This window comes from Vibrio atlanticus (assembly GCF_024347315.1).
Taxonomy (GTDB): Bacteria; Pseudomonadota; Gammaproteobacteria; order Enterobacterales; family Vibrionaceae; genus Vibrio; species Vibrio atlanticus.
This window is the reverse complement of the sequence record NZ_AP025460.1, coordinates 3,061,757-3,079,772: the sequence shown is the minus strand read 5'-3', so window position 1 is coordinate 3,079,772 and position 18,016 is coordinate 3,061,757. Positions and strand designations below refer to the sequence as shown.

Here is an 18,016-nt window from a genome sequence, read left to right as displayed (position 1 = left end):
ATGGACTCCATCTATAGATTGATTGCTGGTGATAAATCGAAGGTAAAACGCTGTTGATTTATCTGGCATGGTTTAATGGGCTCACAAGGCGAGCCGGGTGCGTAAAACATCGAGGCTTGGCCGTGTAGATTGCGTAAATGTGTAAAGCTCACGGTGTGCGCGTCTTCACGATGCATACAGGTCGCTAAATGAGGCTGTTCGCTATGATGGTGAGAGTGAAACCTAAGCAAGTTCTGCTGATTCTTACCTGTCTCCATAAGCTGGTCGTACTTAGCTTGTCGGTAGGCTTGCACTCGCAATAGTTCAACACCGGATGAGAATAACGGTGAATCGGTGTCGACTATTTTTTGTTGAATACCATCCCACATGTAGGCGATAACCAAACCATTGTTCTGAGTTAAATTCGGCGCGAAAGCCAACAAGGTAAATGGAGCAAAAGAGTGCAGGTCGAGCTGATGAAATGCTTCAGAGAGCTGACTGATGTTACGACTCGATGATAGATTCTTGAGTAACAAACCACGGCTGACTAAAGGTCCAACAGGTACTATGCCTTGATAGTTATTGAGTAGGCATAGTGAAAGCCCGAACTCATTGATACTGATCCAGCTACCACCGCCAGTTGGGTCGAGTGGCATTATGATATCGACGCCGTTAACTCGATACTGTTTAGGCGGCATTGCTAGTGCTCGCGTCTTTTGTTCGTCACGGTTAAAAAAGACCTGATAACCATTTTCTTCAAGCAGCCAAGATACTGAACACATGATTATTGCTCCCTCAGATAGCTGCTGGTGGTTGGGGCATAACCAAAGGTATTGCATGTTTCGACATCAAGAAAGGTCGTGATCACCTTGATCATCGCATAGTGATGATTGGCATGCAGAGCAGCAAAGGTGACCTCTCTTTCTAACGTAGAAGGCAGGCTGGCGAATACTTGTGTATCCATTGAAACTTCGGTTTGGATCATGATAGGCGCTTCGAGATCTCTGCGGTCTAGTCGTTCAAGCCAGTTGATCACATAATGGATCTCTTTTACTGCCATTGAGCGGTCGTATTCGACGGGATGACCACGACGGCGAGTGTTGTAATCAACGGTCGCATTCTCTTTTAAAATTAAAGCGTGAAAAAGATCGAGCGTGTGACGAGTATGCTCACCAATAGAGCTTGTGACGTGCGGCTTTGCTCGTGTCAGATAGTCGCTGTCAGATATCGCTAACAAAAACTCTAGACCCTGATTCAATATCTCTACCGCTCCTTTGATACTAGGAGAGAAAGAAGTGAGGGCGCTCGGTTGGGCTATGGGGTTCATTCATGGTCCTCGTACAAAGTTAGTCAGTGGTCGGATATTGTTGAACAAGACGTCGCTCTTCTTGCCACGCAGCGAATAAGCTCTTGAAAGAGGGAGTCTTATGGCCTCGTTGTTTTTGCTGAGCGCCAATATCAAAAAGAATGCGGTATTGCAGGAGTAGCGTAGAAAATATCTCTCGCAGCGGTGTGTTGCGATCCCAGATATGCCCAGCCTCACTGCTTGCGCCATTGACCTCAAGGATCGTGAAACCCTCGCCGTTCATTAGGCTGTGCATGTCTTTAAACTTGACGTCGAGTCGGCCAAAATGAAAACCATCGAAGTCATCGAATATCTCGTCTAAACGTTCAGTTAAAGTCTGAGTAATGTATTGATTGCCATCGCGGAAGATGCAGCCACGGCTATGGCTACCTGCGAACGCGAGTTGGAACTCTTCGCCCTCTGCGAGCACGTGATCCAATTTATCTTCATGCCTTGGTAGATACAGGTGGCTGAGTTGCCCAGCACGCGGGCTATTTTCAATTAACTGCTTGAGTGTCGACTTGCCATCACCCATCACCATTGGCGCATATTTGAGTGTGATCGAGATGATCTTGCCTTGCTTTTTGTTTGGGTAACGAACATAGAAAACGCCAGCTTCTGCCTGATAAGGCGCCTTTTCTTGCAGTAGAAAGCGAGCGTTATTTGGGAAAGATTCAACATATTGCTCAAGTTGATCTTGTGTGTTGATCAGCTTGACGCCTACGCCTCGACAGCCAAGATCTGGTTTAGCGACAATCGGGAAATCAAGATCGGATTGTATGAGTGCGCTGCGTGCATCTTCAGCTTGTTTCTTACCGCTGAGATCCGTTTTGGTGAGGGTGATAAACGGAGAGATCCAACGCTGACTTGAAGATCCGGCAAGGCTTAATATCTCGTGTTTTGATTCGCCTACCATTCCGCTTAACTTGATGCTTGGGTTGGCGATGAGCGGCAGCGCCCAGTCAAAGTGCCGTAACCCTTGCATCAGGCTTTGAATCACCACTGGCGTGTAGAAGAACCAAGTTGGAAGAAACTCATAAGGAGAGACACTGCGCACGGTATCTTTTTCAAGCAAGGGCATGCCTGCATTGATTTGATGTGCTGGAATGATGCGAATATCTTGCGGTGAACTCATGATAATCCTCTAGAGTAGGTTTTATTCATTAATCGATTGCCGATAAACAGCAAAGCGATGGCACACGGGATGATGATCCATTGATATTCAGAGGCTTGCAGCCACGCTGATGTCCCTAAATAGTAGATGGCAGAGAAGACAATGCCAGTCCAGAGCGCAGTGGCACTAATAACGGCAAACAAGAAAGTAGGCAGTGGGATTGTGAAAAAGCCACTTAAGATAAAACCGACGGTACGAAGCCCGGGAATAAAGCGGATGACAAAAAGACTGCTGAAAGCGTTTTGACGTAATTTAGTGCGAAGTGCACGAAAGTATCGGTTGGTGAGGGCTTTGTAACGAACGCCTCGGAAATAACGTCCTGATTTACCTAGGTAGTAGAGGCCGATATCTCCTGTGGCAATGCCGATGAAAATGGCAAGCAACGCATATTGAGGAAGCATGAGTCCTTGAGTTGCTAAACCTGCCGCTGTAACAATCGCCAGATCTTCAAGCAAGTAAGAAAGCGCGATAATGCCAAGCATCAGCCATAGCAGCGATTCCTCTCCCGTATTTAACCATGCTTGAATGCTCTCGACGGTGCTCATCAAATGTCCTTATCTATCCCATAGATGAATGGCTTAATGACCATTCATTGAGTGTAGTAAATTAAATAGACAGGAGGAGCGGAGAAAAACTTACAGGCGATTGCTGCTTTTTTATATTTGATTGATTTTATTGGCGGTTTGAGTCGCGCTGTTTGGTTATTGAATTAGCGGGCGTTTACGGTGAGAAAAGTAGGGCAGTGGATTTGGTTTATAAATAACAAAAGAAAAAGGCTGAGTCGTTAAACTCAGCCTTTCAGAACGTTAACTATGGATTACAGGGTAATCTATTTAGTTAGGTCAATCTGGTAAACAGCAAAACCAACATCGTCAGTCGCAACACGTTTCATCGGGTATTGACCCTTTTCTTTGATGAACTCTGCCGCTTTGTCGCTTGGAGATGTTTCAAAGCGGATATCTAGCTTTTTATCCGTTTTGATTGGCGCAAATGACCAGTTGTTATCAGCCGTTGGGCTCACTTGACCTTGCTCTTTGCTCACTCGAGAGATGTAGTTCGCTAGAACAGTACGGTTCTCATCTGGTGCATCAAATGCGATGAAGTCTTCACCCGTACCTGGGAACTTATTGCTGTATGCTCGGTAGTTGTTGGTTGCGATCAGGAAGTCTTGCTTCACGTCGATTGGCTTACCTTGGTAAGTTAGACCTACGATACGCTCAGAGCCTTCATTAATAACTTTACAGTTACCATCGTATTTTGCTGGTTGTGTAACATCGATTTGGTACTCAACGCCATCGATGACATCAAAGTTGTAAGTGCGGAAGCCGTCCCATTCAACCAACTGCTGTGGTGCGGTCGAATTAACATCTATTTGTTGGAATTGACCAGCAGAACACTCAAGCCACTCTTTTACTTCGTGGCCTGTTACCTTCATTGCAACTAGCGTGTTCGGGTAAAGGTATAAGTCAGCCGCGTTACGGAATGTCAGTTGACCAGATTCAACTTCAGTGAAGTTCGCTGGGTCATTCTTACGGCCGCCGGCCTTGAATGGTGCAGCCGCTGAAAGTACTGGCGTACCATCTAGGTCTGGGTCACCTTGGATGAACTGTTCAACGTAATCTTTCTGTGCAAGGTTAACGATTTGAACTGTTGGATCGTCTTGTACTAGAGACAAGAAGCTGTACATCACATCGTCTGCTTTACCAATCGGTTGGTTAACAAACTCACGAGTACCTGCGTGGTCTTTTTCTAGTGCAGAAACGATGCCTTCATCAGCAGCAGCAAGAGATTTCTTTTCTACCTTGTCGTAGATTGGGCGTGCTTCTGATTGGCCTTTAACGACTTCCCACTTACCGTCTTTTTGTGCAAGTGTTAGATCCATAACACCAACGTGGCTACCCCAGCGGCCTGGCATTACTGCCGCAACGCCGTTCATTGTGCCCGTTTCGTTGTTGATGCCTTGAATGTCATCAAAACCTTTTCCTGGGAATACTGCGTGAGAGTGACCAAATGCGATTGCATCAATGCCGTCTACTTCAGATAGGTAGAACGTTGAGTTCTCTTCGCCATTTTTGTACGGGTCAGTTGATACGCCTGAGTGAGGGATAGCAACGATTACTTCAGCGCCTTCCGCTTTCATTTGAGGCACTAACTCGTTAGCTGTCTCAATGATATCGCGAGCGATCACTTTGCCTTCAAGGTTCTTCTTATCCCACGTCATGATTTGTGGTGGAACAAAACCGATGTAACCCACTTTTACTTCATGTTCTACGCCAGCAGTATCTTCAAACGTGTGCGTCTTGATGATGTAAGGCGTGAAGTAGTGTTCTTTGGTTTCTGCATCGTAAACGTTAGCACTGATGTATGGGAAGTCAGCGTCGTTGATTGACTCTTCTAGGAACTCAAGACCGTAGTTGAATTCGTGGTTACCTAGGTTTGCAGCGTCATAGCTTAGTTGGTTCATTGCTTTGTATGCAGGGTGAACTTCGCCCGCTTCGATGCCTTTGTCTGCCATGTAGTCACCCATCGGGCTACCTTGCAGCAAGTCACCGTTATCAACTAATACGCTGTTGGTTACTTCGCTTTGAGCTTCTTTTACTAGAGTTGCAGTACGTGCTAAGCCGATTTTTTTCGACGGCTTGTCTTTGTAGTAGTCGTAATCCATTAGGTTGGTATGGATATCCGTCGTTTCTACGACACGTAATTTAATCACTTCATCGGTATCTGGTGTTGTTGTGCAGCCTGCTAAAGTCAGACCAAGACCAGCAAGTACAGCCAATGACAAAGGTTTCATTGCAACTTTCATTTTGGAGCTCCAAAGTGGATTAGTAGAAAATTCGTTGCGTAATGTAACAAAATGGAATGAAACAATGATTACAACGAATGTTAATTCGTGACTTAGATCGATTACTTTATAGTGTTCTGCAAGGCGCCTCCCAAAGCTGCTCAATCGATGCGCAACTGATATCGATAATATTAGCCCATTCATTTCACCTATTTATCGATGAATCTCATCCCTTATCAGCTTTTCGAATAAAAAATGAAATTTTAGAATTTCCAGTAATATGAGAGGCTCGTCATAATGCCTATATCAAGGACGTATCAGGCAGATGAATAGCAAGGATAGCTCAAAACGAAGCTTCTGTTTTCTTCTAGTGCCAATACTCCCATTCACTCAAGTGGATGAGTTAAATCCCTTGCTTGGCAAGACCAAGTAATGAATTGCTCGTACTGCGAGCCTTAAAGGAAGCACTGAAATGGACCAAGAACGTTTAACCCACCTAAAACAGCTTGAAGCGGAAAGTATTCATATTATCCGTGAAGTTGCTGCTGAGTTTGATAACCCAGTGATGATGTACTCCATCGGTAAAGATTCTTCTGTGATGCTTCATTTAGCTCGCAAAGCGTTTTATCCAGGCAAGATTCCATTCCCACTATTGCATGTAGATACGGATTGGAAATTCCGCGAGATGATTGAGTTTCGTGATCGTACGGCTAAAAAGTACGGCTTCGACCTTTTAGTACATAAGAACCCAGAAGGTATTGAGATGGGGTGTAGCCCATTCGTACATGGCTCTTCTAAGCACACTGACATCATGAAAACTCAAGGCCTTAAGCAGGCGTTAAACAAGTATGGGTTCGATGCGGCTTTTGGTGGTGCGCGTCGTGATGAAGAAAAATCTCGAGCAAAAGAGCGTGTTTATTCTTTCCGCGATAAGAACCATACATGGGATCCAAAAAACCAGCGTCCAGAGCTTTGGCACACCTACAACGGTCAGGTTAATAAGGGCGAAAGCATTCGTGTCTTCCCGCTCTCTAACTGGACTGAGCTTGATATCTGGCAATACATCTACCTAGAGAGCATCGATATTGTTCCGCTTTACCTATCTGATAAACGTCCTGTGGTTGAGCGTGATGGCATGCTGATCATGGTTGATGATGACCGTATGGAACTGCAAGAAGGTGAAGTGATTGAAGAGAAAAGCGTTCGCTTCCGTACTTTGGGATGTTACCCACTAACCGGAGCCGTTGAATCTGAGGCGAATACGCTAACAGGCATTATTGAAGAGATGCTGGTGGCGACGTCCAGTGAGCGTCAAGGTCGAGCGATTGACCATGATCAGTCGGGCTCTATGGAGCTGAAAAAGCGCCAAGGTTATTTCTAAGAATCTAAGGAAAGAAAAATGAATAGTGCAGTAGAAGCCGAATTGGCTGAACTAGGGATTGAAGGTTATCTAAGTCAGCATCAGCATAAATCTATGCTTAGATTTTTAACTTGTGGCTCGGTAGATGATGGTAAAAGTACCTTAATCGGTCGCTTGCTCCATGATACGAAACAGATTTATGAAGATCAGCTAGCAGCAGTTCACTCGGATAGCCAACGAGTGGGTACTACAGGTGAGAAGCCTGACTTGGCACTGCTTGTTGATGGCTTGCAAGCTGAACGTGAGCAAGGCATCACGATCGATGTGGCTTATCGCTACTTCTCGACTCAAAAGCGTAAATTCATTATTGCTGATACCCCAGGGCATGAGCAGTACACGCGCAACATGGCAACAGGCGCTTCAACGTGTGATCTGGCTGTGATCTTGATTGATGCTCGTAAGGGTGTACTGGATCAAACACGTCGTCACTCGTTTATTTCTAACCTGCTTGGTTTGAAGCATTTCATCGTCGCAGTCAACAAAATGGATCTCGTCGAGTACTCGCAAGATCGTTTTGAGGAGATTCGCGATCAGTACCTAGAGTTTGCTGAAAACCTAGAGGGCGAAACTAATATTCAGATTCTGCCAGTTTCGGCACTTGAAGGCATTAACGTTGCTGCGCCAAGCAAAGAGCTTGCATGGTTCGAAGGTCCGTCTCTATTAGAAGTGTTAGAGAACGTCGACATTGACCAAAAACGTTCTGCGGGCGAATTCCGTTTCCCTGTGCAGTATGTCAATCGTCCTAACTTAGATTTCCGTGGCTTTGCCGGCACCGTGGCTTCTGGTCGTGTCAGCGTCGGTGATGAAATCAAGGCGTTGCCTTCAGGTAAAACCTCTAAGGTGGCAAGCATTGTGACCTTTGATGGTGAACTTGAATCAGCACAAGCGGGTTTGGCGGTAACACTGACTCTTGAAGATGAAATCGATATCAGCCGTGGTGATTTGATTGTGTTGGAAAACGCGCAAATTGAATCCACTAACCACGTATTGGCAGACATCGTGTGGATGACAGAGCAACCACTGCAACCGGGTAAAGCTTACGACATCAAAATCGCAGGCAAGAAAACCGTCGGTCAGGTTGAAACGGTTCGTCACCAATATGACATCAACAACTTGTCGACTTACGCAGTTGATGAGTTACCACTGAATGGTATTGGCTTGTGTGAATGGTCATTGAACGAGACTGTCGCGCTGGATAAATACCGTGAGAGTGCGGACACCGGTGGTTTCATCGTTATCGACCGCCTGACTAACGTGACGGTGGGTGCTGGTTTGATTCGAGACCGTTTGGACTCTGTTGAACAGCAAGTCGGTAACTTCTCTGCATTTGAACTTGAGTTCAACGCATTGGTACGCAAGCACTTCCCTCATTGGGATGCCAAAGACCTAAGCCAATTACTGAAGTCATAAACGACTAAGTAACAGCTTATTGAATCAGGCGGAAACCCTCGTTTCCGCCATAAAGGACGGGTATATGTGGCAACAAGGATTTGTATTAGCGATTTTGCTCGGCATCATTACTTGCCTGCTCGTTACCCGTATTAAGCCAAGCTTTATCTTTGCTGGCGCGGCGTTTATTGCTTTTATGGCTGGCATGATCGATTTGTCGAGCTTAGCCAATAATTTCACTAACTCCTCGTTACTGACTTTAATTCTTCTTATCCTCGCATCAAGTGCGTTGGAGAAAACTCGCTTAATCAGTTGGGTTAGCCGTAATATCTCTGAAGGTAGGCTAGGTACCGTGGTTGCGAAGTTGGGTATCTCCACTGCGTTACTTTCTTCTTTTACTAATAACACGGCGGTTGTTGTTTCTTTGATCGGGGCGATCAAACGTAATCAACAGCATGCGCCATCTAAACTGCTAATCCCTTTGTCATACGCTGCCATCTTAGGTGGAACCCTGACATTGATCGGCACCTCTACCAACTTGATCATCAATAGTTTCGTTGAAGATGCGGGTTTGCCGAGTTTAAACTTTTTTACACCAACTTTGATCGGTTTAGCGGTCTTGGTCGGTGGTGTGTTGATCCTTATCCCTCTGAGTTACTTCCTACCCAGCTACGATGATGGTTCCCAAGATGATTTGCCTTACTTTTTAGAAGCAAGAGTGGAACCTGGCTCACCGTTAGTTGGTCGTAGCGTCAGCGAGAATAACCTCAGAGCATTGAGAAAACTGTTCTTAGCGGAAGTGATTCGAGACGGTAAAACAACCGCGTCTATTGACCCTGACTTCATACTCCAAGCTCGTGATCGACTGCTGTTTTGTGGTGATGTCGAGAGTGTTGCGACACTGCAAGAGATCCAAGGGCTAACTCTGTTTGGCCAGCACCACTTAAACGGCCAGAGCTTTGTTGAGGTTGTAGTGAGTTCGTCTGCAAGCTTCTGTAACAAAACCCTGAAAACCAGCCAGTTTAGAGATCGTTTCGATGCGGTGGTGGTTGCTATTCGTCGTGGCCATGAGCGCCTTGAAGGTGGACTAGGGAATATCACATTGACCGCTGGTGATACCTTGATTTTGGTTCCAGGAAAACGTTTTGAAGAACAGCGTCAACAACACAATAAAGAGTTTGTGTTGATGAATGACTTGGACTCGAGTGCCAAGCTTGATGCCGATAAATCGACGTTTGTATTGCTCGGTTTTGCCAGTGTGATTGGTCTAGCCCTTGCTGAAGTCGTGCCGATTATCAAAGGGCTGGCTGGTTTCTTACTGTTGCTGGTGGCCTTTGGTGTGGTGCAACTGGGTGAACTCCGTCGCCGTTTTCCGGTTGATATTGTGGTGATCGTTGGCTCCGCTCTGTCTATTGCTCAACTGATGATTTCATCTGGGCTGTCTGAGCGTATGGGGCTGATGTTTATGGAAGCCTTTAATGGCTGGGGCGTGTTTGGTGCGTTAGTCGCGACCTATTTTATGACCTTGGTTCTGACAGAACTTGTTACCAATAATGCGGCCGCAGCACTCTCTTTCCCAATCGGCTATAGCATGGCTATCGGCTATGGCGTTGACCCTATGCCATTCATTATGGCGGTTCTATTTGGTGCCAGTGCCAGTTTTATTTCGCCATACGGCTACCAAACTAATTTACTTGTTTATAGCGTAGGTAATTACCATCTCACGGATTATCTACGTATCGGCATCCCAATCTCGATTGTCTATTCGGGCTTGGTGCTGACCCTGATTCCTTACTTTTTCCCATTTTAATGCTGTTTATTTAAAGGACTAATTATGACCGCAGTACTCAAACCAAAAGATGAGAATGTTGTGTGGCATCAACACTCGATTGATAAAACATTTCGTGCGGATCTGAAATCACAGAAACCAGCTGTGCTCTGGTTCACTGGATTATCTGGTTCAGGGAAATCGACAGTTGCTGGAGCATTAGAAAACCGCTTAGCCCAACTTGGTTACCATACTTACTTATTGGATGGCGACAATGTCCGTCATGGGTTATGTAGCGACCTTGGCTTCTCAGAGCAAGACCGTCGAGAGAATATTCGTCGTATTGGTGAGCTCGCTAAATTGATGGCGGATGCGGGTTTGATCGTCTTGTCAGCGTTTATTTCCCCACATCAAGCTGAAAGACAGTTGGTGCGAGACTTATTGCCGGAAGGTGAGTTTCTTGAGGTGTTTGTGAACACACCACTTGAGGTGTGTGAGCAGCGTGACCCGAAAGGTCTGTATAAGAAAGCACGCGCTGGAGAAATCCCGAACTTCACGGGTATTAGCTCAGTGTACGAAGCGCCTCAGAGCCCTGAGATAGCTCTACCCGCGGGCGAAAAGACACTCGATGAACTGGTCGAATTGTGTATTGAGGCTTTAGAGAAGCGTAATATTTTATCCAATTGAGATCGATGGTATGACTAAGGCTACTCTCCTGTTTATCTGCTTAATTCACTGCGGATAAATAGTGCAGCCTTGGTTTTCCGAGACAAGAACCTTATCCTCTAGATTCTCTTCACTCTTATCAATACTCTTCACAGCGTACACCGTCTATTTTTTACAGTATCGATTGTCTAGACGGTGTAGTTCACACTGCTTTTAACTTCTGTTTGAACCGTAAATTTTTGGCTCAATAGCGCAATCAGCTGGTCGTAATACTGCGTGTTAGGCTTGTTGCCAAGTAAGTTGCAAAGCTCATTGCCTGTTGGACTGAATCGGTAGTAAATCAGCTTCACCCCTTTTGATAATGGTGCCAGTGACATGCCCTTACCTTGATAAGTTAAGTGCAGAGCAGGATCGAAATCAATCTCTCCAGATTCTAGTTCTGTGCCCAGAATAATCCCGAGTTCAATCAAGTGGAGCAAGCTAGAGTAGGGCAGGTTGTGTCCACCAAGATTGATGGTGTTGGTGGTGTCCCTTTTACCAAAGCTGAAGATTCCAGCATGGGATTTAAAGCCGAGTAACAGTTTTCTGCTGTTATCACTACCAAAGCTACAACCCAGTGACGCGGCTCTTTGCAGGGTGAGCGCTTCTTTTGGTGTCATGTCTTTTAAGATCTGAAGTGCCTTCATCGACGTCGAGCCTGGGTTGGTGACTTCTCGTTTCAGTACTTGAGCCCATAGCCTCTGCATCGATGTATTGTGGATCTCTTGTGCCATATCGAAGAAACGGTATAGCCAGTCCTGATCAGGGTCTCCAGCTGCTTCATCCTTACATGAAGAGTGTGCCAACTTTAGAATCTGTTCTAGGTTCTTTTGGCGAAGCTCTCTACGTTTTTTCTCTCGTAATAGTGCCCGTTCGATAAGCGTACTCTCAGCTTTATCGTTTGGCTTTGTACTATGACTAATTAAGGAATCGAGGCCGAAGCTTTGTGCGATGTGCAGCATTCTGCTTGCACTGTCGGCAATATGAGGCTTTTTCTCATGCTTTTGCTGTGTATCGCTAGCATGCTCAATGATCACTGGCTGTTTAGTTTCTGACATAAGAGTACCGTAAGGAGACGACCCAACACCAATCGTAGTAATTAATTGCTCGCCCTAGCTTGTTAAAACGCTCGATAACAGCGTTAGAATTTTTGATTGTAGAATAACTACTTATCAAAACTATTTATTGAAAAGAGCTTCCTTGTTCTCAAGCCTTTTTCCTACGCTATTTCTGAACACTTACTTATTGTGATTGGTATAACTGTCTAAAATGTAACTCTTTATCTTATTGGTGGCTAGATTTTGCGTGCAGAGTTGAAGGTTTCAACAAAATTTTACTTTTGCTAATGATAATAAAATGTTAAATTTGTTGTAATTCTCAAGGAGGAGTTATGAATCAAGTCAATGATAACAAGCTGAAGAAGCAGCTTAGTATAGGGTTATTACTCGCTACTTATGTCGCTGTTCTAGCGTACTTATCTAATTACATCGCGTAATTTAGAATAAAATAATCGTTATTAAACTGTTATTGAATGATCTCACTCGTTCAGTGACGGCAGCTCATCCTTGAGCCACCCTTCTAATGACTACATGTCGTCATATTCTTCAATCGCAGTACCTTCAATAAGATAACCGGTTTGCGCCAAGTCATGGCTTATTGACTCAGTTTTCAGCGTACCCACTAAATAGATCACATCCCATAACTGCTGGATTGGTGCACCTTTAGGGAACTTCACGTAGATGATTTGGTTTGGTGGTGGCGGTGGCACGTGGATACATGCGCCAAAGTACGGTACCAGCAGAAACTCAGTGATCATGTTCTCATCGCCTTCCAATGGAATCACAAAGCCAGGAATCTTGACTGTGCTGCCATTCAGCTCTGGGCGAACAGCGCCAAGTGTCGATTGTTGAGGTTTGTCCATACTGTCGTGGTTAACCATCGGCATGCCAAATGAGTCGAGTTGTGCTCGCTCTGACTCTGGAATCAAGTCAATCCAATCGAGTGTTAATACCGATTCGTCAGTCTGAGTGGTTTCAGCGTGAGCTGTGCTGATAAATGGGAACATAAGTAACCCAAGTATCAGTAGGAATTTGCGTTGCATCGTAGGTTCCTATTTTAGATTCGAATAGTCATGCCATCAGACAATGACTGACGGTAAGCTCTGAAAGCGGGAATAAAGCCAATAATGATTCCGGCAACTTGCACCAACATAAGCAGTTTCCACTCATGAGGTGTGATTGCGGATATCGATATGTTGATACCATAACTTTGTTGCACAATAGGAGCAACTGCTGCGATTAGCGCAAACAACACGGCAACACCCAATGTGATACCGAGGAAGGTTAGGGCACTTGCTTCACTGATCAGTAAACCGAACACATGACGAGGCCTTGCTCCCATCGCGCGCAGAATGGCCATCTCTCGACGTCTTTCTTGCAAGCTAGTGAGTAGACTACTCAGCATCCCTAACAGTCCCGCGATTACCACAAACCCTGAAACAATCAGTAGTGCTTGCTCTGCTACGGCCATCATTCCCCACAATTCGTGAAGCGCAATACCTGGCATAATGGCGCTCAACGGTTCTTGGCGGTAGTTATTGATTTCTCGTTGCAGTGCAAAGGTTTGGATCTTCGATTTAAGGCCAACCATCATCGCGGTAATCTGCTTTGGTTGGAAGTCACGTTGCTTTAGCGCTTCAGCATTCGGTGTGTGGCCTAGGTTAGCCCCCGATTCCCAACCAACGTGAATCGCTTCAATGGCCTCTAACGAAACATGCACCGTTTTATCTACTGGTGTGCCGGTTGGCGCGAGTATTCCGACAATGGTGAAGGGCAGGTTGTCGTGGCGACTGAAGGCGACATCACTGATACCGTGCGCCAGAATGATGTGATCACCAATCTTGTAATCTAACTTCTTCGCGACATCGGCACCAATCACGACATCAAATAGCTGATTGAACTCTTTGCCTTGTTGAAAAGTAAGTGGTTGCTTACTTCCATAGCGATAATTATCAAAGTAACTATGGTTAGTGCCCATTACACGAAAGCCTTTATGTGAATCTCCCAATGAGATGGGTATCGCCCACTTTACTGCATTGTGCTGGCTAAATTCTTGATAGCTTTTCCAGTCGATGTTGTTGGTTGCATTACCAATCCTAAATACCGAATAAAGCAGTAGGTTTACCTGACCAGAGCGGCCACCAACAATAAGGTCGGTACCTGAAATCGTATTAGCAAAACTGCTCTTTGCTTCGGTTCTTACACGTTCAACACCGAGTAATAGAATCACTGACACTGCCACGGTGAGAATCGTCAGAATAGCGGTGGCTTTACGGTTGAGTACGCTTTTTAGGGCTAAGTGAGTAATTACTTTCATACGACAACCTTAGCTTGGTTAACGGTTTTTAAATCTATGGTTCGGGTGAACAGCTTTTCTAATGTTGGATCGTGACTGACAAATATCAGAGTAGACCCGGCTTGATTTGCTTGCTCTAGTAACAATTCGATGAAGGCTTCTCGGTTGTCATGATCCAAAGCCGAGGTTGGCTCGTCGGCAATAATGATTTTCGGTTGGCCGATCAAAGCGCGAGCGGCAGCAACACGTTGTTGTTGACCAATGCTCAACTCGGTAACAGGCTTGTCCATTAGAGCTTGAGGTAGCTTTAATCTGAGCAACAACTCTTGAGCGGTTGCTTGCAGGCTGTTCTGACTTTCAGTGACTTGCTGCTTACGAATCTTAGAAAACTGACAAGGAAGCGTCACGTTGTCGATCACTGACAAGTAAGGAAGCAGATTAAATTGTTGGAATATATAGCCAATATGATCGGCTCTGAACTTGTCCCTCTGACGAGGTGTTAGCTGTGTGAGGTCTTGGCCAAGGATAGATACTTCGCCTTGTTCAGCTTGGTTGATTCCGGTCAGTAACCCTAACAATGTTGATTTCCCGCAACCACTAGGCCCTTTGATGAAAAGGTGCTCTTGGGCTTGGATATGCAGTGAGGGGATCTCTAGCGTTGGGGGTAATTCAGGCTTCCAACGAAAGCTGATATTTTCGAGTTTGACCACAAGTGATGAACTGTCAAAAGACATATTAGCTCCAATGATTAAAGCGGTGTATTTACTGGACAGCTATTAGAAAAATAAATTCCCAGAACACACCGATTTGCACAACCAAGTAAGTGGCTACTTACTTGGCTGCGTATCTACGTTTAATTCAATCTAATACGGATTAGAATCGAAAACTAATACGATCTGCGTTAAGCACTTCTTGAATTTGAGCGCTGTCAGTTAGAAGGTTTACCGTCATTGATTTTGTGTTGCTGAACTTAGAGAACCATTGAGTGCTCACGGTATCTAGCTTCGCAATATCTGAACATTGGTAATGGTACTCGACAGTGAATTCGCCGTGCCCACCTTCTGAATGGTCATGGCCTTCATGGTCATCATGATCGTGTTCTGCATGGTCATGGCCTTTGTGGTCATCATGGTCGTGTTCTGCATGGTCATGGCCTTTGTGGTCATCATGGTCGTGTTCTGCGTGATCATGGCCTTTGTGGTCGTCATGATCGTGTTCAGCGTGGTCATGGCCTTTGTGGTCATCATGATCGTGTTCAGCGTGGTCATGGCCTTTGTGGTCATCATGGTCGTGTTCAGCGTGGTCATGGCCTTTGTGGTCGTCATGATCGTGCTCTGCGTGGTCATGGCCTTCATGGTCATCATGATCGCCTTCCAAGGTGTTCGTCACCGACTTGAACTTCAGAGTACAGCTTGCATTTTTGAAACCAAATAGTTCATCTGGCTTGTTTAATTGCGCAATCGCTTGTTCAAATACTTTCTTTTGCTCAGCAGTTTCTGGAGCATGTTCAAAGCCAACCACATCAGCGCCGGGAGCTGTTACTTCAACAAGTAGTTCTTGCCCATCTTGAGCGATGTTCACCTCAACTTTACCGTGCACGTGTGCTTCGTGAGAGCGGAATTCTTCGTTAGCTAGAACATTAGTAGAGACAGTCATACCGATAACAACGGCTAGAATAGTAGGTTTCATGTTTTTTTCCTGAATAAAGGTTAATTAAAAAGTAGTGGTAATTAAGAAATCTTTACAGGAGGTGAACGTGCTAAATAAGCGAAATACAGGCGCTGTAACGAAACGACTGACTCTGTGATTGCGACAGTAAATTCCGAATGGAACTCTGGGATCTGTGGAAGTGAATGCGCCGTTATGAACTGATTTATCGAAAACAGCTCACAGTGATGTGAAGAGTGATGATGTGGGTCGATATCCACAATATGTGTCGCTGCTAACACGCTCAACATGAGCATCAGCCCAAGCAAGAAGCCTGTTTTACGTTTCACATTATTAGGTGTGTTTTTCCACATCAGGATGATTAACCACAGAATTAAAAAAAGGATACTGTTATAATATAACAATATCCTTTGGTCAGGTCTCGAAAAAGACGCGAATATCTTATTAAAGGCTCGCTTTAATCAACTCAATAACTTGAGTGACTTCTGAGTCGTTTAATGCCCCTTCTTTAACAAACAATATTTTACCTTGCTTGTCTTGAACGATAATCGCTGAGCTCTCTTCTTTTAAAGCCCATGATGACGCTACGATTCCGTCTTCATCTAGCACCATAGAAGACCATGGAAATTCTTCTTTGCTACTTTCTGCTGACGATTTAACAAAAGATCCAGTTCCCCAAATCGCATCATCTTGGTTGATGATGGTAGTGGTTTGGTAGCTGTCTTCTGCGAATTTCGATGCTGTAATGGCTGCCATCAGTTGTGCGTTGAGCTCTTTCGAGCTGCTACGGCCAGCAATAGCTTGAACGACGCGAACTTTACCTAGAAGATCATTGGTTGCCCAAGCTTGATATCCAGTATTTCCGTCGTTTAGTACGATTTCACCATAGTTGCTAACATCGACAGCAGGCAGAGTTGCACCGACTGATAGATTATGAGCATTGGCGAAAAGTGGAGAGGCTGCGGCTAAAAAAGCCAGTAGAGTTTTGTTTTTCATTATATTTTTGTTCCGCTTATTGGTTTGCTCTGGAAGTATAATATGAAATTTGAAAAATGCCTCTTTAACTTTTTTATCGTACGGCGTGGAAATAAGTTGCAGGCTTGTTACCAAAAGGTATAATGCATCAATATCGAGATGAACAATAGATTATCTTGCTGTTTGCTAAAGGAATTAGCGATTTAATGTGCTTTGAATACGTTGGTGTTCAGGTACGTGGCTGTAGTACTCAAATGGAATTGAGGTTGTATTATGTTAAGAAAATTTTCTACTTATCGTCCACATCAGGTGGCGCGTTTCGTTAAAGTCCTGTTCAAAGGCCAGTTTGCTATAGAGGGTATCGGAGAGTTTCGCTTCGACCAAGGCAAGGTGCTTCTTCCTGAAGTTTCAGACAAACAAAAGCTCACTATTTTTAAAGAGGTTAACGGCACCATTGCTGCGCTGCCGGTGTAACTGACTATTATAGATTTGCATTGCGTCAAATAGATTTCCATTAAAAAAGGGCTTCCTAGCGGAAGCCCTTTTTTAATGGATGTTGTTCTAGTTTGTATGACTAATACCAATCGTAGTAAATAACTGTTCATCCTAGCTGGTTAAAACACTCGATAACATCGTTAGAAATTTTGATTGTAGAATAACTACTTATCGAAAATTTCTGCCTTGTTCTCAAGCATTTTTCCTGCGCTATTTATGATCACTTACTTACTGTGATTGGTATAACACATTATTGCGGAGGGAAGCACACACCTGTTCCACCCAATCCACAATAACCATTCGGATTTTTAGCTAGGTATTGCTGGTGGTAGGTTTCTGCGAAAAAATATTTTCCAGCTGGCAGAACTTCCGTTGTGATTTCGTTGCCTAATGATTCAGTCATTGCTCGTTGGTATTCACGTTTAGAATGCTCAGCGATAGTCTGTTGTTCTTCGCTGAAGGTGTATATCGCAGAACGGTATTGAGTCCCTAAATCGTTGCCTTGGCGCATCCCTTGAGTTGGGTCATGACGCTCCCAAAAGGTTTCAAGTACTTGAGCGAGAGATGTTTGTTCGCTATCAAAAATGACACGAACGACTTCGGTATGGCCAGTTTGTCCGCTACATACCTGCTCATAAGTGGGGTTGATCGTGTATCCACCAGAGTAGCCAACAGATGTTGAAATAACGCTGTTCAACTGCCAGAACAAACGCTCAGCTCCCCAGAAGCATCCCATACCAAGTAGGACTTCTTGTTGAGAACCCGTAGGAGCATTGAGCAAGTCAGTTTGATTGACGAAATGGCGCTCAGTGATTCGGATTGGGTCAGCATTTCCCGGTAATGCGGTTGCTGCGGAAACCAGTTGTTGTTTGTTTAGCATGTTATATTCCTTTTCGCATACGCTTACCGCGTTAGTTAACATTAGATCTAGGTTTATATTAACTGGAGGCTCATATTAA

Annotated in this window: 18 protein-coding genes; 5 read left to right on the top strand and 13 right to left on the bottom strand. The window is 44.8% G+C overall.

Going from position 1 to position 18,016, the window contains the following annotated elements:
- Positions 1 to 11: 11 nt before the first annotated feature.
- From OCV30_RS13825 to OCV30_RS13805, 5 genes are all read right to left on the bottom strand, one after another.
- Positions 12 to 761, bottom strand: a complete 750-nt coding sequence (locus OCV30_RS13825) for an NRDE family protein (RefSeq protein ID WP_065679712.1) — start codon at positions 759 to 761, stop codon at positions 12 to 14.
- A gap of 2 nt (positions 762 to 763) precedes the next feature.
- Positions 764 to 1,306 (bottom strand): hypothetical protein, encoded by a 543-nt coding sequence (locus OCV30_RS13820; RefSeq protein ID WP_017107738.1) that lies wholly within the window; start codon positions 1,304 to 1,306, stop codon positions 764 to 766.
- Between the two features lie 19 nt (positions 1,307 to 1,325).
- Positions 1,326 to 2,459: an ATP-grasp domain-containing protein gene (locus OCV30_RS13815; RefSeq protein WP_065679711.1), complete on the bottom strand. Its 1,134-nt coding sequence runs from the start codon at positions 2,457 to 2,459 to the stop codon at positions 1,326 to 1,328.
- Entirely contained in the window at positions 2,456 to 3,043 is a 588-nt protein-coding gene (locus OCV30_RS13810) for a DedA family protein (RefSeq protein WP_065679710.1), read from the bottom strand. The genes OCV30_RS13815 and OCV30_RS13810 overlap by 4 nt, the downstream gene beginning before the upstream one ends.
- Before the next feature lie 284 nt (positions 3,044 to 3,327).
- Positions 3,328 to 5,304 carry a bifunctional 2',3'-cyclic-nucleotide 2'-phosphodiesterase/3'-nucleotidase gene (locus OCV30_RS13805; RefSeq protein WP_017096578.1) on the bottom strand — a complete coding sequence of 659 codons (1,977 nt, stop codon included), beginning with the start codon at positions 5,302 to 5,304 and terminating at the stop codon, positions 3,328 to 3,330.
- Between the two features lie 451 nt (positions 5,305 to 5,755).
- Here OCV30_RS13805 and cysD point away from each other — a divergent pair, with 451 nt between their 5' ends.
- The 4 genes from cysD (at position 5,756) to cysC (ending at position 10,547) form a co-directional block, all read left to right on the top strand.
- Complete coding sequence (gene cysD / locus OCV30_RS13800) at positions 5,756 to 6,664, top strand: sulfate adenylyltransferase subunit CysD (RefSeq protein ID WP_004735271.1); 909 nt, start codon at positions 5,756 to 5,758, stop codon at positions 6,662 to 6,664.
- A gap of 18 nt (positions 6,665 to 6,682) precedes the next feature.
- Entirely contained in the window at positions 6,683 to 8,113 is a 1,431-nt protein-coding gene (gene cysN / locus OCV30_RS13795; protein WP_017083766.1) for a sulfate adenylyltransferase subunit CysN, read from the top strand.
- A gap of 64 nt (positions 8,114 to 8,177) precedes the next feature.
- The gene (locus OCV30_RS13790; protein WP_009847766.1) at positions 8,178 to 9,902 is read left to right on the top strand and encodes an SLC13 family permease; all 1,725 of its coding nucleotides are present in this window, start codon (positions 8,178 to 8,180) and stop codon (positions 9,900 to 9,902) included.
- A gap of 24 nt (positions 9,903 to 9,926) precedes the next feature.
- Entirely contained in the window at positions 9,927 to 10,547 is a 621-nt protein-coding gene (gene cysC, locus OCV30_RS13785; protein WP_012604889.1) for an adenylyl-sulfate kinase, read from the top strand.
- Positions 10,548 to 10,714: 167 nt separating this feature from the next.
- Here the strand turns inward: cysC and OCV30_RS13780 are convergent, their stop codons facing one another.
- The 7 genes from OCV30_RS13780 to OCV30_RS13750 all read right to left on the bottom strand — a co-directional run bounded on the left by OCV30_RS13780 (position 10,715) and on the right by OCV30_RS13750 (position 16,583).
- Positions 10,715 to 11,623 (bottom strand): TIGR03899 family protein, encoded by a 909-nt coding sequence (locus OCV30_RS13780; RefSeq protein WP_065679709.1) that lies wholly within the window; start codon positions 11,621 to 11,623, stop codon positions 10,715 to 10,717.
- A gap of 527 nt (positions 11,624 to 12,150) precedes the next feature.
- Positions 12,151 to 12,666: a DUF3299 domain-containing protein gene (locus OCV30_RS13775; protein WP_004735277.1), complete on the bottom strand. Its 516-nt coding sequence runs from the start codon at positions 12,664 to 12,666 to the stop codon at positions 12,151 to 12,153.
- A 14-nt stretch (positions 12,667 to 12,680) separates the two neighbouring features.
- Complete coding sequence (locus OCV30_RS13770; RefSeq protein ID WP_065679708.1) at positions 12,681 to 13,940, bottom strand: ABC transporter permease; 1,260 nt, start codon at positions 13,938 to 13,940, stop codon at positions 12,681 to 12,683.
- A complete protein-coding gene (locus OCV30_RS13765; protein ID WP_004735279.1) occupies positions 13,937 to 14,653 on the bottom strand; it encodes an ABC transporter ATP-binding protein in 717 nt (238 codons plus the stop codon). Before OCV30_RS13765 ends, OCV30_RS13770 begins: the two co-directional genes overlap by 4 nt.
- Before the next feature lie 139 nt (positions 14,654 to 14,792).
- Positions 14,793 to 15,608, bottom strand: coding sequence for a zinc uptake protein ZrgA (gene zrgA / locus OCV30_RS13760; RefSeq protein ID WP_261879031.1), 816 nt, complete (start codon positions 15,606 to 15,608; stop codon positions 14,793 to 14,795).
- 41 nt (positions 15,609 to 15,649) lie between these two features.
- A complete protein-coding gene (locus tag OCV30_RS13755; RefSeq protein ID WP_012604884.1) occupies positions 15,650 to 15,940 on the bottom strand; it encodes a DUF2607 domain-containing protein in 291 nt (96 codons plus the stop codon).
- Positions 15,941 to 16,031: 91 nt separating this feature from the next.
- Positions 16,032 to 16,583 carry a YtfJ family protein gene (locus OCV30_RS13750; RefSeq protein ID WP_065679707.1) on the bottom strand — a complete coding sequence of 184 codons (552 nt, stop codon included), beginning with the start codon at positions 16,581 to 16,583 and terminating at the stop codon, positions 16,032 to 16,034.
- Between the two features lie 252 nt (positions 16,584 to 16,835).
- On the opposite strand from OCV30_RS13750, the gene OCV30_RS13745 reads away from it, so the two are divergent.
- A complete protein-coding gene (locus OCV30_RS13745) occupies positions 16,836 to 17,036 on the top strand; it encodes a DUF1107 family protein (RefSeq protein ID WP_004735283.1) in 201 nt (66 codons plus the stop codon).
- Between the two features lie 271 nt (positions 17,037 to 17,307).
- Here OCV30_RS13745 and msrA read toward each other — a convergent pair whose 3' ends face one another.
- Complete coding sequence (msrA, locus tag OCV30_RS13740; protein WP_065679706.1) at positions 17,308 to 17,937, bottom strand: peptide-methionine (S)-S-oxide reductase MsrA; 630 nt, start codon at positions 17,935 to 17,937, stop codon at positions 17,308 to 17,310.
- Positions 17,938 to 18,016 lie beyond the last annotated feature (79 nt).

What these genes read in the sequence shown, in the direction of transcription:
- OCV30_RS13825 (WP_065679712.1), bottom strand. Translation starts at nt 761, where the DNA reads ATGTGTTCAGTATCTTGGCTGCTTGAAGAAAATGGTTATCAGGTCTTT.
- OCV30_RS13820 (WP_017107738.1), bottom strand. Translation starts at nt 1,306, where the DNA reads ATGAACCCCATAGCCCAACCGAGCGCCCTCACTTCTTTCTCTCCTAGT.
- OCV30_RS13815 (WP_065679711.1), bottom strand. Translation starts at nt 2,459, where the DNA reads ATGAGTTCACCGCAAGATATTCGCATCATTCCAGCACATCAAATCAAT.
- OCV30_RS13810 (WP_065679710.1), bottom strand. Translation starts at nt 3,043, where the DNA reads ATGAGCACCGTCGAGAGCATTCAAGCATGGTTAAATACGGGAGAGGAA.
- OCV30_RS13805 (WP_017096578.1), bottom strand. Translation starts at nt 5,304, where the DNA reads ATGAAAGTTGCAATGAAACCTTTGTCATTGGCTGTACTTGCTGGTCTT.
- cysD (WP_004735271.1), top strand. Translation starts at nt 5,756, where the DNA reads ATGGACCAAGAACGTTTAACCCACCTAAAACAGCTTGAAGCGGAAAGT.
- cysN (WP_017083766.1), top strand. Translation starts at nt 6,683, where the DNA reads ATGAATAGTGCAGTAGAAGCCGAATTGGCTGAACTAGGGATTGAAGGT.
- OCV30_RS13790 (WP_009847766.1), top strand. Translation starts at nt 8,178, where the DNA reads ATGTGGCAACAAGGATTTGTATTAGCGATTTTGCTCGGCATCATTACT.
- cysC (WP_012604889.1), top strand. Translation starts at nt 9,927, where the DNA reads ATGACCGCAGTACTCAAACCAAAAGATGAGAATGTTGTGTGGCATCAA.
- OCV30_RS13780 (WP_065679709.1), bottom strand. Translation starts at nt 11,623, where the DNA reads ATGTCAGAAACTAAACAGCCAGTGATCATTGAGCATGCTAGCGATACA.
- OCV30_RS13775 (WP_004735277.1), bottom strand. Translation starts at nt 12,666, where the DNA reads ATGCAACGCAAATTCCTACTGATACTTGGGTTACTTATGTTCCCATTT.
- OCV30_RS13770 (WP_065679708.1), bottom strand. Translation starts at nt 13,940, where the DNA reads ATGAAAGTAATTACTCACTTAGCCCTAAAAAGCGTACTCAACCGTAAA.
- OCV30_RS13765 (WP_004735279.1), bottom strand. Translation starts at nt 14,653, where the DNA reads ATGTCTTTTGACAGTTCATCACTTGTGGTCAAACTCGAAAATATCAGC.
- zrgA (WP_261879031.1), bottom strand. Translation starts at nt 15,608, where the DNA reads ATGAAACCTACTATTCTAGCCGTTGTTATCGGTATGACTGTCTCTACT.
- OCV30_RS13755 (WP_012604884.1), bottom strand. Translation starts at nt 15,940, where the DNA reads ATGTGGAAAAACACACCTAATAATGTGAAACGTAAAACAGGCTTCTTG.
- OCV30_RS13750 (WP_065679707.1), bottom strand. Translation starts at nt 16,583, where the DNA reads ATGAAAAACAAAACTCTACTGGCTTTTTTAGCCGCAGCCTCTCCACTT.
- OCV30_RS13745 (WP_004735283.1), top strand. Translation starts at nt 16,836, where the DNA reads ATGTTAAGAAAATTTTCTACTTATCGTCCACATCAGGTGGCGCGTTTC.
- msrA (WP_065679706.1), bottom strand. Translation starts at nt 17,937, where the DNA reads ATGCTAAACAAACAACAACTGGTTTCCGCAGCAACCGCATTACCGGGA.